Consider the following 24,487-nt stretch of genomic DNA (forward strand, 5'->3'; position numbering starts at 1 on the left):
ACTGGCCGCATCGCTTTCCGCCGATGGTCGCACCTTCCGACCGGCCCTATGTGCAGAGTTGCAACGCGGAGACCGTCACCGTTCCCGGCCGCAACAACACCGAGCGGACCGTCAACATCATGCGGTGCTACTAGCGCGCGCTCTGCTACGAAGCCCGGATGGAGCCCCGCTAATTCGTTCCAATCTATCAACGTCATTGCGAGCGAAGCTTCGTCGCGAGTGCTCCTCGCAATGACGCTGTGAAGTTCTGACACGCGTTGCCAGGTCACACCGGAATTACCCGGCATTCCCCGTTTGACCAAGTCCCGGCCGCACCAAAATTGCCCCCGAATCCCCCTAGACAGTATTTATCCAACAAGTTAATTTGTCCGCCAAGCAAGACCGATCAGGGAGCGAAGCGTGGCGGAGCCGAAAGGTCCAGGAGCGGTGTCCAGGACGCTGAACGCGGCGTGGGTTCGGTCGGTTCTGTTCCTGTTGTTCATCGTGGTGGCCTGGGATCTGACCATCCGGCTGTTCCGGATTCCGCCCTATCAGATCCCGGCGCCCGGCGATGTGCTGGCGGTGCTGTGGACCGACTGGCCGGAACTGCTGCAACAGGCGTGGCCGACGACCTACGCGACGATCCGCGGCTTCCTGCTGTCGGCGGTGTTCGGCATTCCCGTGGCGATGCTGATCGCGGGATCGAAGACGGTGGAAAGCTACATCTATCCGCTGCTGGTGTTCTCGCAGTCGGTGCCTAAGATCGCGATCGCGCCCTTGTTCGTGGTCTGGTTCGGCTTCGGCATCATCCCGAAGGTGATCTCGGCGTTCCTGCTCGGCTTCTTTCCGGTGGCAAGACCGTGCTCCTGATCACCCATTCGATCCCGGAAGCCGTGTTCCTCGCCGACCGCGTGCTGGTCATGACGGAGCGGCCGGGCTCGATCGCGGCGATCTACGACGTGCCGCTGCCGCGCTCGCTTGACGCCATGGCAGATCCTGTGTTCACCGACCTGGTGCAGCGCATCCGCAAGCATTTCTTCACCCAGAGCACGCTGGATTAAAAGGCAGGGCAACATGCCGCCACGTATCGCCGTGCGGGACGTTTCATTCTTCGAGCGGTCGATTCCGTTCGCCAAGCCGTTCCGGTTCGGCAGCGTGGTCATCACCTCGTCCGTGCAGGTATTCGTGCGCGTGGAAATCGAGATCGAAGGCAAGGGGACCGCCATCGGCGCCGGCGCCGAAATGATGGCATCGAAATGGTTCGACAAGCGCACGCATCTTTCGCCGCAACAGACCGTTGATGGACTGCGCCGCGCGCTGGCGATCGCGCGCGAGCTTTATCTGGCGCGATCCGGCCTCGACACCGCGTTCGGGCACCACGCCGCCGTGATCGCGGCGCAGGTCGAGGCCTGCGCGAAAGAGGACATCCCGCCGCTCGCCGCCGGTTTCGGCCCGGCCGAGATCGACAAGGCGATCCTGGACGCGTTGCTGCGCGGCACGGCTACTAATTTCTTCGACGGCATGGCGCAGAATATCGCCGGGATCGATGCGCGGCTGTCGCCTGACGTCGGGGATAACGACATCGCGCAATTCCTGCGCGGGCGCCAGCGGCTGGAGCGCGTCGCGGTCCGGCATACCGTCGGCATGGACGACCAGGTTGAAGGCACTGGCGGTGTTGCCGACCCGCACGAAAATGCCGGCGCGCGCTATTTCAAGCTCAAGCTCAACGGCGATCCCGAGGCCGACGCGGCGCGGCTGATCCGGATCGGCAATGAACTGGCCACGCTGCCGCACGCCTACAGCGTCACGCTGGATGCCAATGAACAATATGCCGATCTCATGGCTCTTGGCGCGCTGGTCGAGCGTCTCGATCGCGACGCCGCGCTGAAACCGATCGCGACCAGATTGCTCTATATCGAGCAGCCGATGCCGCGCGACAGTTTCAGGCAATCGCCGCTCGGCGTGTTGTCCCGGCGCGACATCATCATCGACGAAGCCGATGATTCCTACGACGCATTCCCGGCCGCCCGCGCGCTCGGCTATCGCGGGATTTCCTCGAAATCCTGCAAGGGTATCTACAAGTCTGTGGTCAACGCCACCCGCGCCGCCAAATGGAGCGCGGATGGCGAGCGGTTCTTCATCTCGGGCGAGGACCTGACCTGTCAGGCCGGCCTCGGCGTGCAGCAGGATCTGGCGCTGGGCGCGCTGATCGGCGTCACCCATGCCGAGCGCAACGGCCATCATTATGTCGACGGCTTTGCCGAGACCCCGGCTACGGAGGCGGAAGCGTTTCTGTCAGCGCATCCCGATCTCTACAGGCGCGACGGCGAGAAGATCCGGCTGTCGATCCATGACGGCGATCTCCTGACGGGATCGCTGACGGCGCCAGGCTTTGCCTCGAAAGTTCATCCGGAGTGGGCGGCGCTGTCGCCGCTTCAACAACCAAAAGCAAGAATCCTGCAGGAGCAATCGATATGACGACGCACCGCCTCGGCGTGATCATGAACGGTGTCACCGGCCGCATGGGGTTGAACCAGCATCTGATCCGTTCGATCGTCGCGATCCGCGATTCCGGCGGCGTGCTGCTCGGCAATGGCGACCGCATGATGCCGGATCCGATTCTGGTGGGCCGCGACGCCGGGAAGATCGAGGGGCTGGCCAAACGCTTCAATGTGACGCGCTGGACCACCGACCTCGACGCCGCCCTGCGGGATGAGCGCGACACCATCTTTTTCGACGCCGCCACCACCCAGGCGCGGCCGTCGCTGCTGACCAAGGCGATCAATGCCGGCAAGCACGTCTATTGCGAGAAGCCGATCGCGACCAACCTCGACGAGGCCGTTGATGTGCTCAGGCTCGCCGCGGCAAAAGGCGTCAAGCACGGCACGGTGCAGGACAAGCTGTTCCTGCCGGGCCTGAAGAAACTCGCCTTCCTGCGCGATTCCGGCTTCTTCGGCCGGATACTCTCGGTGCGCGGCGAATTCGGCTACTGGGTGTTCGAGGGCGACTGGCAGGAGGCTCAGCGGCCGTCGTGGAATTACCGCAGCGAGGACGGCGGCGGCATCATTCTCGACATGGTCTGCCACTGGCGCTACGTGCTCGATAATCTGTTCGGCGATGTCGAGAGCGTCAGCTGCTTCGGCACCACAGATATTCCCGACCGCTGGGACGAGAAGGGCAGGAAGTACAAGGCGACGGCGGATGATTCCGCATATGCTACCTTCAAGCTCAAGGGCGGCGTGATCGCGCACATCAACATGTCCTGGGTGACGCGGGTCTACCGCGACGACCTCGTCACCTTCCAGGTCGATGGCGTCAATGGATCGGCGGTGGCTGGGCTTTCCGACTGCGTGATCCAGGCCCGCCAGGCGACGCCGCGACCGGTGTGGAACCCGGACGAGAAACGCACCCACGATTTCTATGCCGACTGGCAGAAGCTGCCGGAGAACACCACCTACGACAACGGCTTCAAGGAACAGTGGGAAATGTTCATTCGCCACGTCTGTGAGGACGCGCCCTACAAGTATACGCTGCTGGAAGGCGCCAAGGGCGTGCAGCTCGCCGAATGCGCGCTGCAGAGCTGGCGCGAGCGGCGCTGGGTTGACGTCGCGCCGATTGGGGTGTGAGGAGGGGATCATGAACAAGCCGGTTATGCCCGTCTCGTCTTTGTCGCTGAAACTGCCCGCCGGAGGCGGCCTGATCGAGAGCTATCGGCTCGCGGCCTCGCGTACCTTTCCCGCCAGGCTCGAGGGCACGCTGAACCGCGTGGCATTCTCCGCCGCGCATGTGGTGGCCGATCCGCTGGCCGACGTCGATCCGTGGCTCGCCTCTGCGATCGACTGGGACCGCACCATTGCGTTCCGCGAGCACATCTGGGACCTCGGCCTCGGCGTCGCCGAAGCCATGGATACCGCGCAGCGCGGCATGGGGCTGGACTGGCCGACCTCGCTGGAACTGATCCAGCGCTCGGTGCGCGCGGCAAAGGCGAGGGGCGGCGCGCTGGTGTTTTCCGGCGCCGGCACCGATCACCTTGCGGTGGAGGATGCGAAGTCGATCGACGACGTCATCCGCGCCTATGAGGAGCAGATCGCGGCGGTTGAAAAGGCCGGCGGGCGCATCATCCTGATGGCCTCGCGCGCACTCGCAAAGCTCGGCCGCAACGCCGATGATTATGCCAGGGTCTATAACCGCGTGCTGTCGCAGGTCCGCGAGCCCGTGATTATCCACTGGCTCGGCGACATGTTCGACCCGGCGCTGGCGAATTACTGGGGCACCGAGAGTCTCGATACCGCGATGGATATAGCGGTCGGCATCATCAACGCCAACGCGGCCAAGGTCGACGGCGTAAAAGTCTCGCTGCTCGACAAGCAGCGCGAGATCGACATGCGCCGCCGGCTCGATCCTGATGTGAAAATGTATACCGGCGACGATTTCAATTACGCCGAATTGATCGCCGGCGACGACAGGGGTTTTTCCCACGCGCTGCTCGGCATTTTCGACGCCATCGCGCCGGCGGCGTCCTACGCGCTGTCGCGCCTTTCGGCCGGCGACGAGGCCGGCTTCCACGACGTGCTGGGACCGACGGTGCCGTTGTCACGCCATATCTTCAAGGCGCCGACCCGTTTTTACAAGACCGGCATCGTGTTCATGGCCTATCTCAACGGTCATCAGGACCATTTTACGATGGTCGGCGGACAGGAGAGCACGCGCTCGACGCTGCATCTGGCCGAACTGTTCCGGCTGGCGGACCAGGCAGGCCTGCTTTCCAATCCTGAAATGGCGACGCGGCGGATGAAGGCGGTGCTGGCGCTGCGCGGCATCGAGGCGTGATGCGGGATTTTTCCGCCGACCATCGTTGGCTGTCGCTGAACACGGCGACACTCCGCAAGCAGGGCGATCTTCTTGAGATCATCGACGCCTGCGCGCGCCATGGCATCCGTGCCATCGACCCCTGGCGCGACCAGGTTGCGGCGGTCGGGCTCGATCGCGCGGCGAGGGCGGTGCGCGATGCCGGGCTCGATCTGACGGGATATTGCCGCGGCGGAATGTTTGTCGCGGACGCGGCGCATCGCACCGAGGCGCGCGACGACAACCGCCGCGCGGTCGACGAGGCCAAGGCGCTCGGCGCACCCTGCATCGTGCTGGTGGTCGGCGGCTTGCCGCAATATTCGCGGCCGGGCAGTGTGCTTTCCAGGGATATTGCAGGCGCGCGGGCGCAGGTCGACGACGCCATCGCGGAAATGATGGAATACGCCAAGCAGGCAAACATGCCTTTGGCGGTCGAGCCGCTGCATCCGACCTATGCCGCCGACCGTGCCTGCGTGAATACCACGAAGCAGGCGCTGGACATCTGCGACCGGCTGGATCCGCGACGCACGGGCGCGCTCGGTGTCGCGCTCGACGTCTATCACATCTGGTGGGACCCGGAATTGCTGCCGCAGATCGCGCGCGCCGGCAAGGACCGGCTGCTGGCGTTTCACGTCTGCGACTGGCTGGTTCCGACCAAGGATGTCCTCAATGACCGCGGCATGATGGGCGACGGCGTGATCGATATCAAATCGGTGCGCGCAGCGGTCGAGGCACAGGGCTTTGCCGGCTATTCCGAGATCGAGATCTTTTCCGAGGGCTGGTGGGCAAAGCCGATGGACGAGGTACTGCGGACCTGCATCGAGCGGCATCGGACGGTGGTGTGAGCTCTCGCCATTCTGCATTGGGGCACTGCCGTCGCAGACCGCGCCGGGCCCTTGCGGTTCGCCCGAACCTTGTTGATATCAGTGCGGCCGACCAACCCGTCGGCTGCCTGGAGCCCATGCGATGACCGAACCCGCCGAATACACCCCGCCGAAAGTCTGGACCTGGAACAAGGAGAGCGGCGGAAAATTCGCCGGCATCAACCGTCCCATCGCGGGGCCAACCCACGACAAGGAATTGCCGGTCGGCCGCCATCCGCTGCAGCTTTATTCCCTTGCGACGCCGAATGGCGTCAAGGCGACGGTCATGCTGGAGGAGTTGCTGGCGCTCGGCCACAAGGGAGCGGAGTACGATGCCTGGCTGATCAAGATCGACGGCAATCAATTCGGCAGCGGCTTCGTGGCGGTCAATCCGAATTCCAAGATACCCGCGCTGATGGACCGCAGCGGCGCGACGCCGATCCGGGTGTTCGAGTCCGGCGCCATACTGGTGCATCTGGCGGAAAAATTCGGGGCGCTGTTGCCGACCGACACGGCGGCCCGCGCCGAAACGCTGTCGTGGCTGTTCTGGCAGATGGGGGCCGCGCCGTATCTCGGCGGCGGGTTTGGGCATTTCTACGCCTATGCGCCGAGCAAGTTCGAATACGCCATCGACCGCTTCGCGATGGAGGTGAAGCGCCAGCTCGACGTGCTCGACCGCCGCCTTGCGGAGAGTGAATATCTCGCAGGCAAGGATTATACGATCGCCGACATCGCGGTCTGGCCCTGGTACGGCAGCCTGGTCAAGGGCGTGCTGTATGGCGCCGGCGAATTCCTCGACGTCCAGTCGTACAAGAATGTGCAGCGCTGGACCGATACGATCGCCGCGCGCCCGGCGGTCAAGCGCGGACGCATGGTCAACCGCACCTGGGGCGAACCGTCCAGCCAGCTGCACGAACGGCATGAGGCGAGCGATTTCGAGACGAAAACGCAGGACAAGGTCGAGGCCGTGCAGGCGGCGGGTTAAAAAATGGAATTGCAGGAAAAGCCGACGGGTCGCGCGAATGCGCGCCCGATGAAAAGCTCCGCGTGCCCACCAAATTAGTTCGTTGGGAGGAGGTGGGCACGACGCGAAGACGCATCTTTGCAAGCTGTTGTTTTACGAGCATGCCCGGGCCGGCGGCTGGCGGGTAGAGGCGCGGCTGCGGCGTGACCACGCCGTTGATGGTCGTCAGAGCAGCGGCAAGCGGAAGGCAGGCTAGGTCTGTCGCTCTCAACCGACCGTGCACGGCACACTCAAGAACCCGCGAAAGCGGGCGCGACCGCCGCGCACCGGTGCGCCGTTCAGCGCGTAATCGGGAAACCTGGCGAGGAATCGCGAGATCGCGATGGCGCCTTCGAGGCGCGCGAGCGCCATGCCGGCGCATTGATGCGCGCCGGTGGCGAAGGCGAGATGCCGGTTCGGGGTGCGGCCGATGTCGAGGGTTTCCGGATCGGTGAAGTGCGCAGGGTCTCGGTTGGCCGCGCCGATGCACAGCGTCACCGGCGTGCCTGCGGGAAGCGTCACGCCGCTGAGCTCGACCTGTTCGGTGGTCATGCGGTTGCCGAGCTGGTTCGAGCTTTCGTACCGCAGGATTTCCTCGACCGCGGTCTTTATCAGATCAGGATGTTCGATCAGCCGCTGTTTCTGCGAGGGATTGCCGGACAGCGCCACCAGCCCGTTGCCGATCAGGTTGGTGGTGGTCTCATGCCCGGCGTTGAGCAGGAAGATGCAGTTGTGCAGCAATTCCTTCTCGGTCAGCCGTTCGCCATTGTCCTCGCCCTGAATGAGCCGGGTCAGCACGTCGCGTTCGCCGTTGCCCGGCTTTGCACGGCGCCGCGCCACCAGGATTTCCAGATAGGCGAGAAACTCTGTCACCGCCTTATTGCCGCGGGCAAAAACTTCCGGGGAGATCACCGGCTCGAGCGCGCCCAGGATCGCCAGCGACCAGTCACGCAGCGGGCCGCGTTCCTCTTGCGGCACATCCAGCAGATTGCCGATCACCTCGATCGGAATCGCGGCGGCAAAGTCGTCGATCAGATCGACACTGCCTTTGGCGGCGATCCCGGCTAGCAGCCGGTCCACCAGCGCGATCAGGTCCGGCTCCATCCCGGCAATGGCGCGCGGCGACAGCGCGCCCATGATCAGCCGCCGCACTCTTGTGTGAGCGGGCGGGTCGTTGAAGACGAGGCTGGTGGTGTGGTGCTCGTAGAGCGGCGAATCGCCGTATTTCGGGAAAAACTCTCGCTTCTTGTCGGATGAGAAAAGCCTGGTGTTCTTGTAGGCGCTAACCAGGTCGTCATAGCGGGTCAGAAACCAGGAGCCGTTGGGCATGCGCTTGACCGGCTCATGCTCCCGCAGGGCACGATAGGTCGGATAGGGGTCGGCATAGAACACCGGCGTCAGCTTCTCGATATCGAAACCCGCCGACAGTTCGCGCGCATCCGCATTCATGCTGCCATACCCTTTGATGCAGACCGATATGACGTTTTCGCTCTTTCGCAAAATCCGGCGGCCGCTGCGGTTCCGCTTCAGGACCGCTGGAGTGCCATCCGAAGCAGGCCTGAGGTATTCAAGCGGCCGCGTGCACCGCAGCATAACCCTTGACTTTTGCGGAGGTGAGTGCTTACTCACAACAATGAGCACTCCCTTGCGCATGACCAGCGACCTGAGGCGGCAGCTAATCCTCAGCGCCGCCAAGCGATGCTTTGCCCGCCACGGCTTCGCCGGGACGACGACCAGGAGCGTCGCCGCCGCCGCCGCCATCTCGGAAGGACTGCTGTTCAAGCATTTTCCGTCCAAGGCGGCGCTATATGCCGAGATCCTGGCGGAGGAGTGCGAGGCCGATCCCGATCTGATGCATCTGCTCGGCCTGGAGCCGTCGACCGCGACCCTGGTCGAACTGGTCCGGGGCATGGTCGAACATTTCATGCAGATCACGGTCGATGAGCAGGAAGCGCAACGCCTCCGGCTCATGACCACCAGCCATCTCGATGACGGCGAATTCGCCCGGCTGCTCTATGGCAAGGTCGGCGACCTGATCGGGCCGGTGTTCACCTCATCGCTCGAACGCGCGGTAGCGGCGGGTGAGGCATCGCGGATCGGGAACGAGCCGCTCAACCTGTTCTGGTTTGCGCATCACACGGTGCTGACGGCGGCGCTCACGCGGCTTCCGGCAGTCCCCTGTCTCACTTACGGAAATGCGGCCGGTCTCGAACGGCAACTTTGCGAATTCATCCTGCGCGGAATTGGACTCAACGAAGCCGCAATTGCTTCGCATTTGGACCGCGAAATGTCGCCGGCTCCGGGGCAATCGGTTTCTGCAGAAAGTACATGACATGAATATCGTGACCGAACCCCATATCTCGGGCAAGCCGATCACCGAGAAGCCGCCGAAGCGTCCGGTGCGCATGGTGCGCTGGTTCATCATCGTCGGGCTGCTGCTGGCGTTGCTGGTCGGCGGCATCGTCGGGTTCAACTGGTTTCGCAGCAAGATGATCGCGCAGTTCTTCGCCACCATGAAGCCGCCGCCGATCACGGTCACCGTTGCCGAGGCCAAATCGGAAGTAATTCCGAACCTGCTGAAGGCGGTCGGCGATCTCGCTGCCGTGCATCAGGTCAACGTCACTTCCGATGTCAATGGGCGCATTACCGAGATCATGTTCACCGCGGGCGCCACCGTAAAGGCCGGCGCGCCGCTGATACAATTGTTCGACGGCCCCGAGCAGGCGGACCTCGCCAGCTTCAAGGCGCAGTCCACCGTGGCGCAGCTGACGCTGGAACGCGCCAAGCAGCTGGCGTCGCGCCAGTTCGGTCCGCAGGCGACGGTGGATACCGCGCAGGCCGCCTATGACCAGGCCCAGGCCGGCATCGCCAGGACCCAGGCGATCATTTCACAAAAGCTGGTGCGCGCCCCGTTCGACGGTGACCTCGGCGTTCGCAAGGTCGAGGTCGGACAGTACCTCACCGCGGGCACGCAGATCGTGTCGCTGACCGATCTGTCGATGCTGTTTGCCAATTTCACCACGACGGAAAAGGACAGCGGTCTGCTCAAGGTCGGGCAGACCGTGCGGATCGTGGTCGATGCCTATCCCGGCAAGACTTTCGAGGGCAAGATCACCACCATCGAGCCGCAGATCAGCAGCGATACGCGCAACATCCGCGTGCAGGCCACCATCGCCAATCCCGATCGCATCCTGAAGCCCGGCATGTTCGCGACCACGACGGTTGTGCTGCCGGACAAGCCCGCCGTGGTCACGGTGCCGGAAACGGCGATCGATTACACGCTCTATGGCGATTCGGTTTATCTGATCACGGAAAAGAAGGCGGATGACGGCAAGGTGAGCCTGACTGCCGTCCGTACCTTCGTGCGCACCGGCGATCGGATCGACGGGCGCGCCGTCATCGCCACCGGCCTGAAGCCGGGCGATCGCGTAGTGGCAGTCGGGCAGCTCAAGCTGCAATCCGGTGCCGCGGTCGCGATCTCGACCGACCCGGCGCCGCCGGTGCCGGCCACGGCGCCGCGCAACTAGGCCATTCTGCGCGGGCCTGCGGGTCCGCAAACAAAAGTTCGACCACGGAGCGCCTGTAATGGCTTTTACCGATATCTTCATCAAGCGCCCCGTGCTGTCGCTGGTCGTCAGCCTGCTGATCCTGCTGATCGGCTTCAAGGCCGCGACGTCGCTGCCGATCCGGCAATATCCAAAACTGTCGAACACCGTGATCACGGTGACGACGGTCTATCCCGGCGCGTCGCCGCAATTGATGCAGGGCTTCATCACCACGCCGCTGGAGCAGGCGGTGTCTGCGGCCGAAGGTGTCGACTACGTCACATCGTCCTCGACCCAGGGCCAGAGCCTGATTTCGGTTTACGTCAAGCTGAACTTCGATCCCAATCAGGCGCTGACCGAAGTGATGGCGAAGGTGAACTCGGTCAGGTACCTGATTCCGAGAGAAGCCAACGATCCGGTGATCGTAAAGACGACCGGCCAGACCACGGCGGTGATGTATCTCGGGTTCTCCAGCGATGACCTCTCGGGATCGGCGATTTCGGACTACCTGACGCGCGTGGTGCAACCGATCCTGTCCACCGTCGATGGCGTGGCGTCGGCCGACATTCTCGGCGGACAGACCTTCGCGATGCGGATCTGGCTGGACCCGGCGCGAATGGCCGGACGCGGCGTATCGCCCGACGACATCGCGGTCGCAATCCGGGCAAACAACTTCCAGGCCGCCGCCGGGCAGGCCAAGAGTTACTTCATCGTCTCCAACGTGACGGCCAACACCGACCTGCAGAACGTCGACCAGTTCAAGCGCATGACCGTCAAGGCCAAGGACGGCGGCTTCGTGCGGCTGGAAGACGTCGCCACCGTCGAATTGTCGGCGCAAAGCACCGACGCCAGCGTCGCCTTCTCCGGCGAGCGCGCGATCTTCATCGGCGTGCAGGCGACGCCGCAGGGCAATCCGCTCAACATCGTCACCGGCGTGCGGGCGCTGTTTCCCGAACTCGAGCGCAACCTGCCGCCGTCGCTCAAGATGAAAGTCGCCTACGATTCGACCAAGTTCATCCGTTCCTCGATCGACGAGGTGCAAATGACCCTGATCGAGGCGGTCGGCATCGTGGTCGTGGTGATCTTCCTGTTCCTGGCCTCGTTCCGCTCCGTGATCATTCCGGTCGTCACCATTCCGCTGTCGCTGATCGGCGTCTGCAGCCTGATGCTGGTGATGGGCTTCAGCATCAACCTGCTGACGCTGTTGGCGATGGTGCTGGCGATCGGACTCGTGGTCGACGACGCCATCGTGGTGGTGGAGAATATCCACCGCCATCTCGAGGAGGGCAAATCGCCGGTCCAGGCCTCGCTGCAGGGCGCGCGCGAAATCGTCGGTCCGGTGATTTCGATGACCATCACGCTGGCCGCGGTCTACGCGCCGATCGGATTCCTCGGCGGCCTCACCGGTTCGCTGTTCCGCGAATTCGCCTTTACGCTGGCGGGGTCGGTGATCGTCTCCGGCGTGATCGCGCTGACGCTGTCGCCGATGATGTGCTCGGTGCTGCTCAAGCACGGGCAGGGCGGCTGGTTCGCCCGGAAGGTCGACAAGGTATTCGGCGCCACCACGCGCTGGTATGGCAGGCAACTCGACCGCTCGCTCGACTATCGCCCGATCACCGCGATGTTCGCGGTGACGATCCTCGGGCTCGTGGTATTTCTCTATCAGAACACCCCGAAGGAGCTGGCGCCGGAGGAAGATCAGGGCATCGTGTTCGCGGTCGTGAAGGCGCCGAAATACGCCAATATCGACTACACCGATTTCTACAGCAGCAAGATGGACAAGGCCTTCGCGGCGTTTCCCGAGACCGACCTGCGTTTCGTGATCAACGGAACCGCCGGCCCCAGCAACGGCATCGCCGGCATGCTGCTGAAGCCGTGGGACGAGCGCGAGCGTTCCTCGATCAAGCTGAAGCCGCTGGTGCAGGCCGAGTTGAGCAAGATCGAAGGCGTCAATGCGTTCGCGTTCAACCTGCCGCCATTGCCCGGCGGTCCGGGCGGCCTGCCGATCCAGATGGTGATCAACTCCACCAACGGCTATCAGGCGATCTATGAGGAGATGCTGAAGCTGAAGGCCGCCGCGCGCAAGAGCGGGCTGTTCATCGTTGCCGACAGCGATCTCGACTTCAACCAGCCGGTGGTGCGGGTGAAGATCGACCGCTCCAAGGCCAGCGACCTCGGCATCACCATGGCGCAGATCGGCAACACATTGGCAACGCTGCTCGGCGGCAATTACACCAACCGCTTCAGTCTCGAGGGACGGTCGTACCAGGTGATTCCGCAGGTGCCCCGCGGCTTGCGGTTGTCGCCGGAATCGCTCGATGATTTCTACGTGCCGACCACGACCGGCCAGCAGGTGCCGCTGTCGACCGTGGTATCGATCGAGACCGCCACCGACCCCAATGCGCTGACGCACTACAATCAGCTCAACTCCGCCACCTTCCAGGCGGTGCCGATGCCGGGCGTTACCGTCGGACAGGCCGTTAACTTCCTCGAGGGCGCGGCCAAAAACCTGCCGGCAGGCTACAGCCATTCCTTTCTGGCGGATTCCCGGCAGTATGTGCAGGAGGGCAATCAGCTCGCCATCGCATTCGGTTTCGCGCTGATCATCATTTTCCTGGTGCTGGCGGCGCAGTTCGAAAGCCTGCGCGACCCCCTGGTGATCCTGATCAGTGTGCCGATGGCGATCTCGGGTGCGTTGATTCCGCTGTTCTTCGGCCTCGCGACCATCAACATCTATACCCAGGTCGGGTTGCTGACCCTGATCGGACTGATCAGCAAGCACGGCATCCTGATGGTCGAGTTCGCCAACGAACTGCAGCTCAAGGAAGGGCTCGACAAGCGTTCGGCGATCGAGATGGCGGCGCGGGTCCGGCTTCGTCCGATCCTGATGACCACCGCGGCGATGGTGACGGGCTTGCTGCCGCTGCTGACGGCAACGGGCGCCGGTGCCGCCAGCCGGTTCTCGATCGGTCTGGTGGTGGTGTCCGGCATGATGATCGGCACGCTGTTCACGCTGTTCGTGCTGCCCGCGGTCTATGTGGCGATCGCTACCGATCACCGCGCCGGCGCCGAATCCGAGCGCGCCCGGGAGATCGAGGAGTTCGATCTGGGTGCGGGCGGATTGAAGACGACCTGAGCAAGGTCATACCTCCTGTGCGACAGCGGATCCAACGCCCGCTGTCGCTTTCGTTTTGCCCCGTGCTATCCTGGCCCTGCTCGCGAACGCCAGCGGCGTCCGCACGCAGCATGAGAAAAGCACCCAGGGGGCACCAGACATGATTCAAGAGTTTCCGGCCGGCAATTACAGCTTTATCCCGGCGGTGTTTCAGTATTCGAGCGGTGCCGCGGCCAGCCCGGGCTACGAGGTCGAGCGCGTGCGCTTCGACAAGATGCCGCCCTTGGCCGAGGGTTTTGCGCTGATCAAGCGATACATCGAGGATGCGGGACGGCCGCTGACCTCGTTCTGCGCCTGCGAGCTGCGCTCGCCCGCGGCGTTCACCGACGACGGCTTCCTGAAGTTCAACCAGCACTATGTCAAGACGCTGGCGGAATGGGGCCTGTTCGACGGATCAACCAATCCGGTGGCGCGCAGCAATGTCTGTCCGGAGATCGATCCGCCGGCCGAGCCGTCATTTTTCTCCTTCGCGTTCACCCGCCCGAGCGGCAATCCCAGCCCGAGTTTCGTCATCGCCGGCGGCGCCGAATCCCGCGACGGGCCCGGCAGCTATGCCGAGCGCACCGTGCGCTACCGCGACCTCAGCGCGGACGGTTTGAAGGAAAAGGTCCGCTTCACCGTGGCCTCGATGGAAGCCCGCCTCGGCGCCTTCGGTTTCGGCTGGAAGGATACCACGGCGGCGCAGGCCTATACCGTGCATGATTTTCATCCGGTCATCGCGGACGAACTGGTCCGCCGCGGCGTGATGCGGTCCGGCCTGATCTGGCATTTCGCCCGCCCGCCGGTAATCGACCTCGAATACGAGATGGATTGCCGCAGGGTGTTGCGGGAGACGGTGATCTAAGGGGGCAGCACCCCAACCCTCCCCCGCAAGGGCGGGAGAGCGGGCGCAGTGGTGCTTGGGTAGACGCCGTCACCAAGCTCGACGCCTGCAACGATATCGCCGGCAACTACACCTTCATTTCCCACGCGCAATGCCGGCTTCGATTCCGGCGTCGATGGTCGCGCGGTCGGTAATCCCGGCCGGGTTCTTCCGGGTCGGCAGGAAGGGACGGAAATGCACCCAGCGCTCGCGGCTGACGGCTTCGAGGCGCTCGAGTTCGGCCAGCGGATCGGCATGGTCGTCGACGCGCAAATCGAGCGCGGACCATTCCTCATCGCCGTGGATCAGCAGTGCGGCGGATTGCTTGCCGCGCTTGTCACCGCCGGCGGCTTCGCCCGCGCGCATCGCCGCGATCAGGCGTTGCGCGAACGGCAGGTGATCCTGCGCAAGATAGGCCTGCGCGGTATCATCGAGCACGCGCGCGCCCGCCAGCATGTTGCCGGCAATCGAAAAGCCGGTGCCCTCGATATGCCCGCACCAGTCGATGCAGTCGCTTCCGGTATGGGAAGCGATACGACCGCCGGCATCCAGGATGTGCAACTGCCGGCTCTCGCGGCCGCCATCCGCCGCGATCAGGGTGTCGATGATCTCGCGGGCGCTGCGTCCCTCGCGCAGCAGTTTTAAGCCGTCGATGCCGTAATAGGGATTGATCAGCGCCTGCGTCGCGATAGCGCCGAAATTGGCGGCGATATGCGGCACATGTCCGCCGACCGCGAAGAACTTGGTCGCGACCGCGATGCCGAACTGGCCGGTGGCATTGTCGCGGGCGATGATCGACCAGGTCATCTCGTGCTTACCGTCCGGCGGCGTAGCCCTGCATGCCCCTTGGATTGGCGGCGGCGCGGCGGCGGCGTCCGAGTTTCGAGGCCGCGGTGAGGCGGCCCTCCGACCAGGCGGGGCCGGTCTCGACGACATGGCCGCGAGCCTTCAGGACATCGACGGTCGCCTTCGGCACGCGGTCTTCCACGACCAGCACGCCGGGCCGCGAGGTGCGCGGCCAGAACGAAATCGGGAAATGCTCGGAATGCCATGCCGGCGCGTCGATGGCTTCCTGCAGATTCATGTTGGCGTGAACGTGGCGCAGGAAGAATTGCGTGGTCCACTGGTCCTGCTGGTCGCCGCCCGGCGAACCCCAGGCCATGTAGGGCTCGCCGTCGCGCAGGCACATGGTGGGCGACAGCGTGGTGCGCGGGCGCTTGCCCGGCGCCAGTGCGGCGGGGTGATTGTCCTCGAGCCAGAACATCTGGGCGCGGCTGCCGAGGCAGAAACCGAGTTCGGGAATCACCGGCGACGACTGCAGCCAGCCGCCGGACGGCGTCGCCGAGATCATGTTGCCGGCTTGGTCGATGATGTCGAAATGCACGGTATCGCCACGTACCTCGCCGAAGCGGCCGACTGTCGGCTCGCCCGCGCCCATCGCGCCGACCGCCTCGCGCTGACCTTCCTGGCGGCGCAACTTGACGACCGAGCCAAAGCCTTCCACCGAGCCGGGCAGGAAATCGAGCGAGGCATAGTCTTTCGAGATCAGCTTGCGGCGCTCGTCATTGTAGGCGTCCGACAGCAGCGTCGCGATCGGGATCTCGCTGAAGTCAGGATCGCCGTAGAATTTCTCGCGGTCGGCGAAGGCGAGTTTGGCGGCTTCGGTCCACAAATGAATGAACTCCGGTCCCGTGGGATCGAGTCCGTCGAGCTCAAATCCCTTCAGCAGCGCGAGCTGCTGCAGCATGACCGGGCCCTGGCTCCATACGCCGGGTTTGCAGACGGTGTAGCGGCCATAGTCGTAGGTGAGCGGCGCCTCGACCGAGGGCTGCCAGCGCGCCATGTCGTCGGCGCGCAGCACGCCTCTATGCGGCGAGCCGCTGACGTCCATGATGTCCTGGGTGCGGCAGAACTTGTCGATCGCCTCGGCGACAAAACCCTTCGACCATGCGCGCCGCGCCGCTTCGATCTGCGCGACGCGGTCGCTGCCGGCGCTTTCGGCTTCCTTCAGGATGCGGGCGTAGGTTTCCGACAGCGTCTTGTTGGTGAACAGCGTGCCGGGCCTCGGCACCTCGTTGTTGGGCAGATAGACCGCGGCGGAGGTCTTCCAGTGCGTGCGGAACATTTTCTCGACGGTCTGGATGGTCGCGGCGGCGCGCTCCACCAGCGGGTAGCCGTCGCGGGCATAGGCGATGGCGGGCTCCAGCACGTCGCGCAGCCGCAGCGTGCCGTAGTCGCGCAACAGCAGCATCCAGGATTCGAACGTGCCGGGCACGCAGGCGGCCAGCAGCCCGGTGCCGGGCACCATCTCAAGGCCCTCGCTGCGATAATGCGCGATGGTGGCGCCCGCGGGGGCCGGGCCCTGGCCGCAGATCACCTCGGTGCGCGCGCGCTTGACGTCGTGGACGATGATCGGGACGTCGCCGCCCGGACCGTTCAGATGCGGTTCCACCACCTGCAGCGTGAAGGCGGTGGCGACCCCGGCATCGAAGGCATTGCCGCCTTTTTCCAGCGTCGCCATCCCGACCGCGGTGGCGATCCAGTGGGTGGAAGTCACGACCCCGAAGGTGCCTTCGATTTCCGGCCGGGTGGTGAAGGGATCGGGATTGATGTTGCTCATGGGGATCCATCGGTGCGCTTGGGCCGCGGGGCTGCGGCACTTGACCACAGCCGGGACGGCCTGCCAACCAAGCCGGAACGCATTGCTGCTCCCGTCGTGATGATCAGGCTGGCGCGGCGGCGCGAGCGGGATCGTTGACGGCGTGGCAGGCAACCCCGTCGATCAGCGCCGGCGCGACCTTGCGGCACAGGTCGAATACCAGCGGGCAGCGCGGATTGAAGGCGCAGCCGGGCGGCGGATCGATCGGGTTGGGAATTTCACCCTGCACCGGGATCCGCTGGCGGCCGGACATCGCGAGATCGGGAACCGCGCCCAGCAGCATTTTGGTGTAGGGCATTCGCGGGTTGCTGAAGAGTTCACGGCCTTCGGCGATCTCGACGATGCGCCCGAGATACATCACGCCGATACGGCTCGCCATGTGGCGGACCACCGCGAGGTTGTGACTGATGAAGAGATAGGTCAGGCCGAACTTGTCCTGCAGGTCGCGCATCAAATTGAGGATCTGCGCCTGCACGGAGACGTCGAGCGCCGAGGTCGGCTCGTCGCAGACGATGAACTCGGCCTCCGACGCCAGCGCCCGCGCGATGGCGATCCGCTGCCGCTGTCCGCCGGAGAATTCGTGCGGATATTTCCAGCCGTCGTCGGCATGCAGGCCGACGAGCGTCAGGAGTTCGCCGACCCGCGCCTGGATGTTGCGCTCGCCCTCGATCAAGTTGAAGGCGCGGATCGGTTCGGCGACGATGGCATCGACCCGGAAGCGCGGATTTAGGCTGGCATAGGGATCCTGGAAGATCATCTGGATGCGGCGGCGCAGCTGCTGGCGCGCCTGCAATTGCCTGGCGGCGCTCATCGACACGCCGTCGATGATGACTTCGCCCGAACTCGGCGGCAGCAGGCCGACCACCATGCGGGCGACGGTGGTCTTGCCGGAGCCGGATTCGCCGACCAGGGCAAAGGTCTCGCCCTTTTTGATGTCGAAGGTGACGCCGTCGACCGCTTTGAGAAATTCGAGCTGGCCGCCCTCGATCACCCGGTTGAGCCAGGGTTTTGAAACATCGAATACGCGGCGCAGATTCTTGACGTCGATGAAAGGAGCTGAACTCATGCCGCGGTTTCCGTCGCGGTGCTGTCATAGAGATGGCATGCCACGGCCTGGGAGCCGTGACGGACCGGTTCCGGCCGCTCGACCCGGCAGCGATCGAACACGAAGGCGCAGCGCGGGTTGAACGGGCAGCCCGGCGGGATCGCCGACAGCCGCGGCATCGAGCCGGGTATCTGGACCAGGCGATCGGTGTCGCTGGCGAGCGTCGGGATCGCGCCCATCAGGCCCTTGGCATAGGGATGCAGCGGGTTTTGCACCACGTCCCGCACCGGGCCGATCTCGGCGATGCGGCCGGAATACATCACCGCGACGCGGTCCGAGGTCTCGGCGATCACGCCCATGTCGTGGGTCACCAGCATCACGGCGGTGCCGTGATCGCGCCCGAGCCGTTTGATCAGCGAGATGATCTGGGCCTGCACCGAAACGTCGAGCGCGGTGGTCGGTTCGTCCGCGATGATCAGTTCGGGTTCGGCGCAGATCGCCAGTGCGATCACGACGCGCTGGCGCATGCCGCCGGAGAATTCGTGCGGATAGGCGTCGATGCGCTTTTCCGGGGCGGGAATGCCGACCTCGGCCAGCAGGTCGATGGCGCGCTTGCGCGCCGCCGTTTCCGACAGGTTGAGATGGGTCTTGATGGTCTCGACCAGCTGGTCGCCGATCCGGTACAGTGGATTGAGGCTGGTGAGCGGATCCTGGAAAATCATGCCGATGCGCTTGCCCCGGATACGGCGCAGTTCCTCCGGCGGCAGATTGTCGATCCGCATGCCCGACAGATAGATCTCGCCGCCGGCGATGCGGCCGGGCCGGTCGATCAGGCCGATGACCGCAAGGCCGGTGACGGACTTGCCGGCGCCGGATTCACCGACCACGCCCAGCACCTCGCCCTTGGCGATGTCGAACGATACGCCGTCGATGGCGCGCAGGGTGTCGCGGCGGGTGACGAACTCCACCTTCAGATTGCGCACGGAGAGAACGGGTTCGCTCATGGGGTCGGACGCGTGGGTGTTGCGGCGCTGCTCATCGGAGTTTCGGGTTGAGCGCATCGCGCAGCCAGTCGCCGAGCAGGTTGATCGCCAGGATCAGCGACGCCAGCGCGAGGCCAGGAAAGGCCACGATCCACCATTCGCCCGCGAACAGATAATTGTTGCCGATCCGGATCAGGGTGCCGAGCGAGGGCATGGTGTCGGGCATGCCGGCGCCGAGGAACGACAGCGTCGCCTCGGTGATGACGGCAAGCGCGAGGTTGATAGTGGCGATCACCAGGATCGGTCCCATCGCGTTGGGCAGCACGTGCCGCAGCATGATCACGGGGGCGGGCAGCCCGATCAGCTGCGCCGCCGCCACGTAATCCTTGTTCTTCTCCACCATGACCGAGCCGCGCACGGTGCGGGCATACTGCACCCAGAAACTCAATCCGATCGCGAACACCAGCACGCCCAGCGTGCTGGTGGCGTCGAGGCTGTTGCCGAATACCGATTTGACCACGCCGTTGATCAGTAGCGCGATCAGGATGGCGGGGAAGGTCAGCTGCACGTCGGCGATCCGCATGATCAGGCCGTCGACCGCGCCGCCGACATAGCCTGCGATCAGTCCGAGGATGATGCCGAGGGTGCCGGAGAACAGCACGCCGAGAAAGCCCACCGTGAGCGATATCCGCAAGCCATAGAGAATGGCGGAAAACACGTCGCGGCCCTGTTCGTCGGTGCCGAGCAGGAACGGGCTTTGTCCATCCGCGGTCCACAGCGGCGAGATCCGCGAATTCATCAGTTGAAGCTGCGCCGGATCGAACGGGTTCTGCACCGCCAGCAGCGGCGCCAGCAGCGCCAGCAGGAAGAACAGCAGGGTCACGGCGCCTGCGACCATCGTCATTCGCGAGCGCCGGAACGAATAGAACACGTCGCTGTCGAGGGCGCGCTTGAGCCAGCCGCTGCCGGCTTGCGGGCGCGGCGTGCTCGTTTCGACGGGGTGCGGCACGACGGCGTCGCTCATCAGGGAGTTTCCGGGTTCAGGTCGGGCGGCGGAGGGTGGAACGCAGCCGCGGATCGACCACCGTATAGAGAATATCGACCACCAGATTGATGGTGACGAAGATCAGGGACACCATCAGCAGGTACGCGGCCATGATCGGAATATCGACGTTCTGCACGGCTTGTACGAACAACAGTCCCATGCCCGGCCACTGAAAGACGGTTTCGGTAATGATTGCAAATGCAATAACCGAGCCAAACTGCAGGCCGGCGACGGTGATCACCGGCACCAGCGTGTTCCGCAGCGCGTGCCCGAAATGGATCGCGCGCGTCGTCAGGCCGCGCGCCCGCGCAAAGCGGATGTAGTCGGTGCGCAGCACCTCGAGCATCTCGGCCCGCACCAGCCGCATGATCAGAGTCATCTGGAACAGGCCGAGCGTGACCGAGGGCATGATCAGGGCCTTGAGCCCGGAAACCGTCAGCAGGCCAGTGGTCCACCATCCCAGCCGCACCACGTCGCCGCGGCCGAATGACGGCAGCCAGCCCAGCACCACCGCGAACAGATAGATCAGGAGGATGCCGATCAGGAAGGTCGGCAGCGAAATTCCGATCAGCGACACCGCCTGGAATACCTTGGCCAGCCATGTGTCGCGTTTCAGCGCCGAATAGACTCCCATCAGGATGCCGAACACCATCGCGAAAACGGTGGCGCAGGCCGCGAGTTCCAGCGTCGCCGGCATCCGTTCCATCAGCAGGTTGGAAACGGGCTGGCGAAATTGATAGGAGACACCGAATTTGAACTGCGCCGCGTTGCCGAAATAGCGGGCGAACTGCAGCACCACCGGATCGTCGAGCCCGAGCGACTTGCGCACGGCCTCGCGTTCGGCGGCCGGCGTATCCAGCGAAACGATCTGGTTGACCGGATCGCCCGCGAAACGAAACATCGAGAAAGAGATGATCCCGACCGCGATCATGACGCCAATCGCCTGGATGGCCCGGCGAAGAGTGAAAGCGAGCATGTGTTCCTTTCACTTCATGTATGGCGGACGGGCGTCAGCCCGAAATGAACGGTCCCGGGAGCGGCAAGCCACCGGGACCATGAACGCGGAGACCGTCTAGTCCTGTTTGGTTGCCCAATACAGCATAACCTGATTGTCGGCACGCTGCGTCAGTTTCACCTTCTTCGATACCCCCCATGCCAGCGCCTGCTGATGCAACGGGATATAGCCGAAATCCTTGGCGCCGATCTCGAACGCTTCCTTGATCATGAGGTCGCGCTTGGTGCTGTCGGTCTCCAGCAGCACCTTGTCGGCAATGGCGTCCAGATTCTTGTTGCAGTAGCCGCCGAGATTGGCCTCGCCGCGGTTGGATTTCGGATCGTCGCGGCATCCCATGATGTCGTGCAGGACGTTGTGGGCGTCCGAGGTGCCGGGCGTCCAGCCCAGCAGATAGAACGACGTCTGGTAGCCGCCGGGCTTCAGCACCTTGGCGAAATACTGCGCCTTGGGCTGCGCCAGCAGGTTCACCTTGACGCCGATGCGCGCCAGCATGCCGACCACCGCCTGGCAGATCGCGGCGTCGTTGACGTAGCGATCGTTCGGGCAATCCATCGTGACTTCGAAACCGTCGGGATAGCCGGCCTCGGTCAGGAGCTTCTTGGCGCCGTCGGGATCGAGCTTCGGACGGGTGAAGTCCCTGGAAAGCGGGAACAGCTGCGGCGCGATCATCAGCGCCGATGGCGTCGACAGTCCGCGCATCACGCGTGTCTTGATCAGCTCGATGTCGATCGCCTTGTAGAATGCCTCGCGGACCTTGATGTCCTTGAACGGGTTCTTGCCCTTGATGTTCGAATACAGGAGTTCATCGCGGACCTGGTCCATGCCGAGAAAGATCGTCCGCAGCTCGGGACCCTTCAGCACCTGCGCATTGGGGCTGGAGTCGACGCGGGAGATATCCTGCAGCGGAACCGGCTCGATGACGTCGACTTCGCCCGACAGCAACGCCGCCACGCGCGTGGCGTCGGAGCCGATCGGCGTGAAGATGATCTCCTTGAGATTGTGCTCGGGCTTGCGCCACGGGTTCGGGTTCGCCTTGAACACGGTCTTGACGCCGGGCTGGTGGCTTTCGATGGTGAAGGCGCCGGTGCCGTTGGCGTTGAGCGAAGCAAAACTCGGCGAGGTCGCCGCTGCCGGCGTCGGCGCGGCCGCGTTGTTCGCCTCGGACCATTCCTTGTCCATGATGTACCAGGTATCCCACTGCGAATGCAGAATGGGATTGGGCGAAGTCAGGATGAAATCCACGGTGTGGTCGTCGATCTTGACGACCTTGGCATCCTTGGCAATGCGGGTCTGCAGGTTGGAACCGGCGGCCCGGACGCGGTCGGCCGAGAACACCACGTCGTCGGCGGTGAAGGGGTTGCCGTTCGAGAACTTGACGTTCTTGCGCAGATGGAAGCGCCAGCGTGTCGGCTCCGGCGTTTCCCAGCGTTCGGCAAGGCCCGGTATGATCTTCAGCTCCTTGTCGCGCGCGATCAGGCCTTCATAGACCTGCCCGATATGGGCGTGGGTGGTGCTTTCGTTGAGGGTATAGGGGTCGAGCGATTTGAGGTCGCCCTGATTGGCATAGCGCAGGGTCTGGGCCGACGCCGGGGCGATCGCCAGAGCGACGATCGACATGGTGGTCGCTGCGAACAAGGTATGACGTACCGGCATGTTTCAGGATTCTCCGCTGTGGCGCGCTGTATATTGCTGCAATCATGGCAGCCATGACAGTCCAATGTGCCTGTTCCATTGTTGCCAGAGTTTGGCCGCCGCGCAAGCGCGATTTCCCCGGATCAGCCCGGTTTCCGCGCCTCTACCGCAGTAGCTGGCTTCGCGCTAAGCAGCGGAACTGGTAAGTAGCATTCAACGGGAGTGCCGTGATGGCGGAATTCAAGGCCGACGTTGTCGTGCTGGGTGCGGGCATGGTCGGTGTCGGCGCGGCCCTGCACCTGCAGCAGCGGGGGCGCGATGTCATTCTGGTCGATCGGCACGAACTCGCCGGCGAGGAAACCAGTTTCGGCAATGCGGGAATGATCGAATGCGCGTCGGTATTTCCCTACATGTTTCCCCGGGATCTCGGACAGATCCTCCGCCACGCCCTGAACAGGGCGCCGCAGGTGCGCTATAGCCCCGCCGATCTGCCGAGCTTCCTGCCGTGGCTGTTGCGCTATTATCTCGCTTCCGCGCCGGACCGGGCGCTGCGCGGCGCGCTGGCGGTGATGCCGCTGATCCGCCGCAGCCTGGCCGAGCATGAGACGCTGATGGCTGAAGCCGGCGCGCTGGAGTTGTTGCGGCGGTGCGGCTGGATCAAGATGTATCGCCACGATGCCACGCTCGCCAATGCGGTGCGGGATTTCGAGCGGGCGAAACAATACGGCGTTCAAGGCGAAATCCTCGACAGCAAGGCGATCATCCAGCGCGAGCCCCACCTCAGCGGCGAATTCGCCGGTGCGGTCCATTTCACCGAGCCTGGCTTCGTGCTCGATCCGGGCGGGCTGGCGAAAGCCTATGCTGCGCTGTTTCACCGCAAGGGGGGACGCTTCATGGTTGCCGATGCGCAGACCCTGGAGCAGGAGCCCGGCGGGCGATGGCAGGTCGCGACACCCGATGGCAAGGTGAGTGCGCGTGAGGTAGTGGTCGCGCTCGGACCGTGGTCCGATCTGGTATTCGGCCGCCTCGGCTATTCGATTCCGTTCAACGTCAAGCGCGGTTACCATATCCACCTGGCGCCGCGCGGCAATGCCGTGCTGCATCATCCCGTGCTCGACGCTGACAACGGCTATGTGCTGGCGCCGATGAACCGCGGCATTCGCCTCGCCACCGGGGTCGAATTTGCCCGCCGCGATGCGCCGGCCACCCCGGTCCAACTGGAGCGGGCGCTGCCACGGGCACACGAGCTGTTTCCGCTGGGAGAAGCGGTCGATGCAAAGCCCTGGAAGGGCGCGCGGCCGTGCCTGCCCGATATGCTGCCGGTGATCGGGAAGGCGCCTCGTCATGCCGGGCTGTGGTTCGATTTCGGCCACCACCACCATGGCCTGACGCTCGGCCCGGCGACCGGGCGTCTGCTGGCGGAGATGATGACCGGCGAGACGCCGTTTGCCGATCCCACGCCCTTTGCCGTCGAGCGTTTCGGTTGACCATACCGGCGGAATGAGGCCCCGGGACGGCTCCCGGTCCGGTCAGGCCGCTTGCGCCGCGCTGCCTGTCGCGGCGATACTGTGGCAAGCTGTCGAACCAGCGGTCAGGAGCCGACATGAAGGTTAACGTTGAAATAGATTGCACGCCGCTCGAAGCCCGGCAGTTCTTCGGGCTTCCGGACGTGCAGCCGATGCAAACGGCGGTCATGGACAAGCTTCAGCAGCAGATGCTGGCCAACATCGAAAAGGTTTCGCCGGAAGCGCTGATGCAGAGCTGGTTCACCTTCGATCCGAAAATCGCCGAGCGGTTTGGCGACATGTTCGTGACCATGGCGGGCCTCGGCGG

19 protein-coding genes and 2 pseudogenes are annotated in these 24,487 nt (G+C 64.2%); 13 read left to right on the forward strand and 8 right to left on the reverse strand.

Annotated features, from left to right (window positions below; genetic code table 11):
- Positions 1-399 precede the first annotated feature (399 nt).
- The 7 genes and pseudogenes from Q8N40_RS06435 to yghU form a co-directional block, all read left to right on the forward strand.
- Positions 400-831: pseudogene (locus Q8N40_RS06435) on the forward strand (ABC transporter permease); the annotation flags it as partial.
- A gap of 2 nt (positions 832-833) precedes the next feature.
- Positions 834-1,040 (forward strand): annotated as a pseudogene (locus tag Q8N40_RS06440) (ABC transporter ATP-binding protein); the annotation flags it as partial.
- A 13-nt stretch (positions 1,041-1,053) separates the two neighbouring features.
- Positions 1,054-2,457, forward strand: a complete 1,404-nt coding sequence (locus tag Q8N40_RS06445) for a hypothetical protein (protein ID WP_305711221.1) — start codon at positions 1,054-1,056, stop codon at positions 2,455-2,457.
- Positions 2,454-3,605, forward strand: a complete 1,152-nt coding sequence (locus Q8N40_RS06450) for a Gfo/Idh/MocA family protein (RefSeq protein ID WP_305711222.1) — start codon at positions 2,454-2,456, stop codon at positions 3,603-3,605. The genes Q8N40_RS06445 and Q8N40_RS06450 overlap by 4 nt, the downstream gene beginning before the upstream one ends.
- Before the next feature lie 10 nt (positions 3,606-3,615).
- Positions 3,616-4,809 (forward strand): dihydrodipicolinate synthase family protein, encoded by a 1,194-nt coding sequence (locus tag Q8N40_RS06455; RefSeq protein ID WP_305711223.1) that lies wholly within the window; start codon positions 3,616-3,618, stop codon positions 4,807-4,809.
- Positions 4,809-5,672, forward strand: coding sequence for a sugar phosphate isomerase/epimerase (locus Q8N40_RS06460; RefSeq protein WP_305318730.1), 864 nt, complete (start codon positions 4,809-4,811; stop codon positions 5,670-5,672). Before Q8N40_RS06455 ends, Q8N40_RS06460 begins: the two co-directional genes overlap by 1 nt.
- A 121-nt stretch (positions 5,673-5,793) precedes the next feature.
- Complete coding sequence (yghU, locus tag Q8N40_RS06465) at positions 5,794-6,675, forward strand: glutathione-dependent disulfide-bond oxidoreductase (RefSeq protein WP_305711224.1); 882 nt, start codon at positions 5,794-5,796, stop codon at positions 6,673-6,675.
- A gap of 246 nt (positions 6,676-6,921) precedes the next feature.
- Here yghU and Q8N40_RS06470 read toward each other — a convergent pair whose 3' ends face one another.
- A complete protein-coding gene (locus Q8N40_RS06470) occupies positions 6,922-8,142 on the reverse strand; it encodes a cytochrome P450 (protein WP_305711225.1) in 1,221 nt (406 codons plus the stop codon).
- A 202-nt stretch (positions 8,143-8,344) separates the two neighbouring features.
- On the opposite strand from Q8N40_RS06470, the gene Q8N40_RS06475 reads away from it, so the two are divergent.
- The 4 genes from Q8N40_RS06475 (at position 8,345) to Q8N40_RS06490 (ending at position 14,257) form a co-directional block, all read left to right on the forward strand.
- On the forward strand, positions 8,345-9,025 hold the full coding sequence (locus tag Q8N40_RS06475; protein WP_305318735.1) for a TetR/AcrR family transcriptional regulator: 681 nt from the start codon (positions 8,345-8,347) through the stop codon (positions 9,023-9,025).
- Between the two features lies 1 nt (position 9,026).
- The gene (locus Q8N40_RS06480; protein ID WP_305318733.1) at positions 9,027-10,220 is read left to right on the forward strand and encodes an efflux RND transporter periplasmic adaptor subunit; all 1,194 of its coding nucleotides are present in this window, start codon (positions 9,027-9,029) and stop codon (positions 10,218-10,220) included.
- A gap of 58 nt (positions 10,221-10,278) precedes the next feature.
- Positions 10,279-13,374: a multidrug efflux RND transporter permease subunit gene (locus tag Q8N40_RS06485; RefSeq protein ID WP_305711226.1), complete on the forward strand. Its 3,096-nt coding sequence runs from the start codon at positions 10,279-10,281 to the stop codon at positions 13,372-13,374.
- 139 nt (positions 13,375-13,513) lie between these two features.
- Positions 13,514-14,257, forward strand: a complete 744-nt coding sequence (locus Q8N40_RS06490) for a hypothetical protein (protein ID WP_305319915.1) — start codon at positions 13,514-13,516, stop codon at positions 14,255-14,257.
- 114 nt (positions 14,258-14,371) lie between these two features.
- On the opposite strand, the gene Q8N40_RS06495 is transcribed toward Q8N40_RS06490, so the two are convergent.
- From Q8N40_RS06495 to Q8N40_RS06525, 7 genes are all read right to left on the reverse strand, one after another.
- Positions 14,372-15,082: a DUF1028 domain-containing protein gene (locus tag Q8N40_RS06495; RefSeq protein ID WP_305711227.1), complete on the reverse strand. Its 711-nt coding sequence runs from the start codon at positions 15,080-15,082 to the stop codon at positions 14,372-14,374.
- Between the two features lie 7 nt (positions 15,083-15,089).
- The gene (locus tag Q8N40_RS06500; protein ID WP_305711228.1) at positions 15,090-16,895 is read right to left on the reverse strand and encodes a gamma-glutamyltransferase family protein; all 1,806 of its coding nucleotides are present in this window, start codon (positions 16,893-16,895) and stop codon (positions 15,090-15,092) included.
- A gap of 103 nt (positions 16,896-16,998) precedes the next feature.
- On the reverse strand, positions 16,999-18,000 hold the full coding sequence (locus tag Q8N40_RS06505; protein ID WP_305711229.1) for an ABC transporter ATP-binding protein: 1,002 nt from the start codon (positions 17,998-18,000) through the stop codon (positions 16,999-17,001).
- Entirely contained in the window at positions 17,997-18,983 is a 987-nt protein-coding gene (locus tag Q8N40_RS06510; RefSeq protein ID WP_305711230.1) for an ABC transporter ATP-binding protein, read from the reverse strand. The genes Q8N40_RS06505 and Q8N40_RS06510 overlap by 4 nt, the downstream gene beginning before the upstream one ends.
- A 31-nt stretch (positions 18,984-19,014) precedes the next feature.
- Entirely contained in the window at positions 19,015-19,986 is a 972-nt protein-coding gene (locus Q8N40_RS06515; RefSeq protein ID WP_305322267.1) for an ABC transporter permease, read from the reverse strand.
- A gap of 16 nt (positions 19,987-20,002) precedes the next feature.
- Positions 20,003-20,983, reverse strand: a complete 981-nt coding sequence (locus Q8N40_RS06520; protein WP_305322268.1) for an ABC transporter permease — start codon at positions 20,981-20,983, stop codon at positions 20,003-20,005.
- Between the two features lie 96 nt (positions 20,984-21,079).
- Positions 21,080-22,675 carry an ABC transporter substrate-binding protein gene (locus Q8N40_RS06525; protein ID WP_305322269.1) on the reverse strand — a complete coding sequence of 532 codons (1,596 nt, stop codon included), beginning with the start codon at positions 22,673-22,675 and terminating at the stop codon, positions 21,080-21,082.
- Between the two features lie 209 nt (positions 22,676-22,884).
- On the opposite strand from Q8N40_RS06525, the gene Q8N40_RS06530 reads away from it, so the two are divergent.
- Together Q8N40_RS06530 and Q8N40_RS06535 are read left to right on the forward strand one after the other, a co-directional pair.
- Positions 22,885-24,141 carry an FAD-binding oxidoreductase gene (locus Q8N40_RS06530; protein ID WP_305711231.1) on the forward strand — a complete coding sequence of 419 codons (1,257 nt, stop codon included), beginning with the start codon at positions 22,885-22,887 and terminating at the stop codon, positions 24,139-24,141.
- 116 nt (positions 24,142-24,257) lie between these two features.
- On the forward strand, positions 24,258-24,487 hold a 230-nt coding region (locus tag Q8N40_RS06535; protein WP_305322271.1), incomplete at its 3' end, for a DUF6489 family protein.

This window comes from Bradyrhizobium sp. (genome assembly GCF_030693485.1).
Taxonomy (GTDB): domain Bacteria; phylum Pseudomonadota; class Alphaproteobacteria; order Rhizobiales; family Xanthobacteraceae; genus Bradyrhizobium.

Bases quoted from the DNA above. Each gene is read 5' to 3' on its own strand.
- Q8N40_RS06445 (WP_305711221.1), top strand. From the start codon at position 1,054: ATGCCGCCACGTATCGCCGTGCGGGACGTTTCATTCTTCGAGCGGTCG.
- Q8N40_RS06450 (WP_305711222.1), top strand. From the start codon at position 2,454: ATGACGACGCACCGCCTCGGCGTGATCATGAACGGTGTCACCGGCCGC.
- Q8N40_RS06455 (WP_305711223.1), top strand. From the start codon at position 3,616: ATGAACAAGCCGGTTATGCCCGTCTCGTCTTTGTCGCTGAAACTGCCC.
- Q8N40_RS06460 (WP_305318730.1), top strand. From the start codon at position 4,809: ATGCGGGATTTTTCCGCCGACCATCGTTGGCTGTCGCTGAACACGGCG.
- yghU (WP_305711224.1), top strand. From the start codon at position 5,794: ATGACCGAACCCGCCGAATACACCCCGCCGAAAGTCTGGACCTGGAAC.
- Q8N40_RS06470 (WP_305711225.1), bottom strand. From the start codon at position 8,142: ATGAATGCGGATGCGCGCGAACTGTCGGCGGGTTTCGATATCGAGAAG.
- Q8N40_RS06475 (WP_305318735.1), top strand. From the start codon at position 8,345: ATGACCAGCGACCTGAGGCGGCAGCTAATCCTCAGCGCCGCCAAGCGA.
- Q8N40_RS06480 (WP_305318733.1), top strand. From the start codon at position 9,027: ATGAATATCGTGACCGAACCCCATATCTCGGGCAAGCCGATCACCGAG.
- Q8N40_RS06485 (WP_305711226.1), top strand. From the start codon at position 10,279: ATGGCTTTTACCGATATCTTCATCAAGCGCCCCGTGCTGTCGCTGGTC.
- Q8N40_RS06490 (WP_305319915.1), top strand. From the start codon at position 13,514: ATGATTCAAGAGTTTCCGGCCGGCAATTACAGCTTTATCCCGGCGGTG.
- Q8N40_RS06495 (WP_305711227.1), bottom strand. From the start codon at position 15,082: ATGACCTGGTCGATCATCGCCCGCGACAATGCCACCGGCCAGTTCGGC.
- Q8N40_RS06500 (WP_305711228.1), bottom strand. From the start codon at position 16,895: ATGAGCAACATCAATCCCGATCCCTTCACCACCCGGCCGGAAATCGAA.
- Q8N40_RS06505 (WP_305711229.1), bottom strand. From the start codon at position 18,000: ATGAGTTCAGCTCCTTTCATCGACGTCAAGAATCTGCGCCGCGTATTC.
- Q8N40_RS06510 (WP_305711230.1), bottom strand. From the start codon at position 18,983: ATGAGCGAACCCGTTCTCTCCGTGCGCAATCTGAAGGTGGAGTTCGTC.
- Q8N40_RS06515 (WP_305322267.1), bottom strand. From the start codon at position 19,986: ATGAGCGACGCCGTCGTGCCGCACCCCGTCGAAACGAGCACGCCGCGC.
- Q8N40_RS06520 (WP_305322268.1), bottom strand. From the start codon at position 20,983: ATGCTCGCTTTCACTCTTCGCCGGGCCATCCAGGCGATTGGCGTCATG.
- Q8N40_RS06525 (WP_305322269.1), bottom strand. From the start codon at position 22,675: ATGCCGGTACGTCATACCTTGTTCGCAGCGACCACCATGTCGATCGTC.
- Q8N40_RS06530 (WP_305711231.1), top strand. From the start codon at position 22,885: ATGGCGGAATTCAAGGCCGACGTTGTCGTGCTGGGTGCGGGCATGGTC.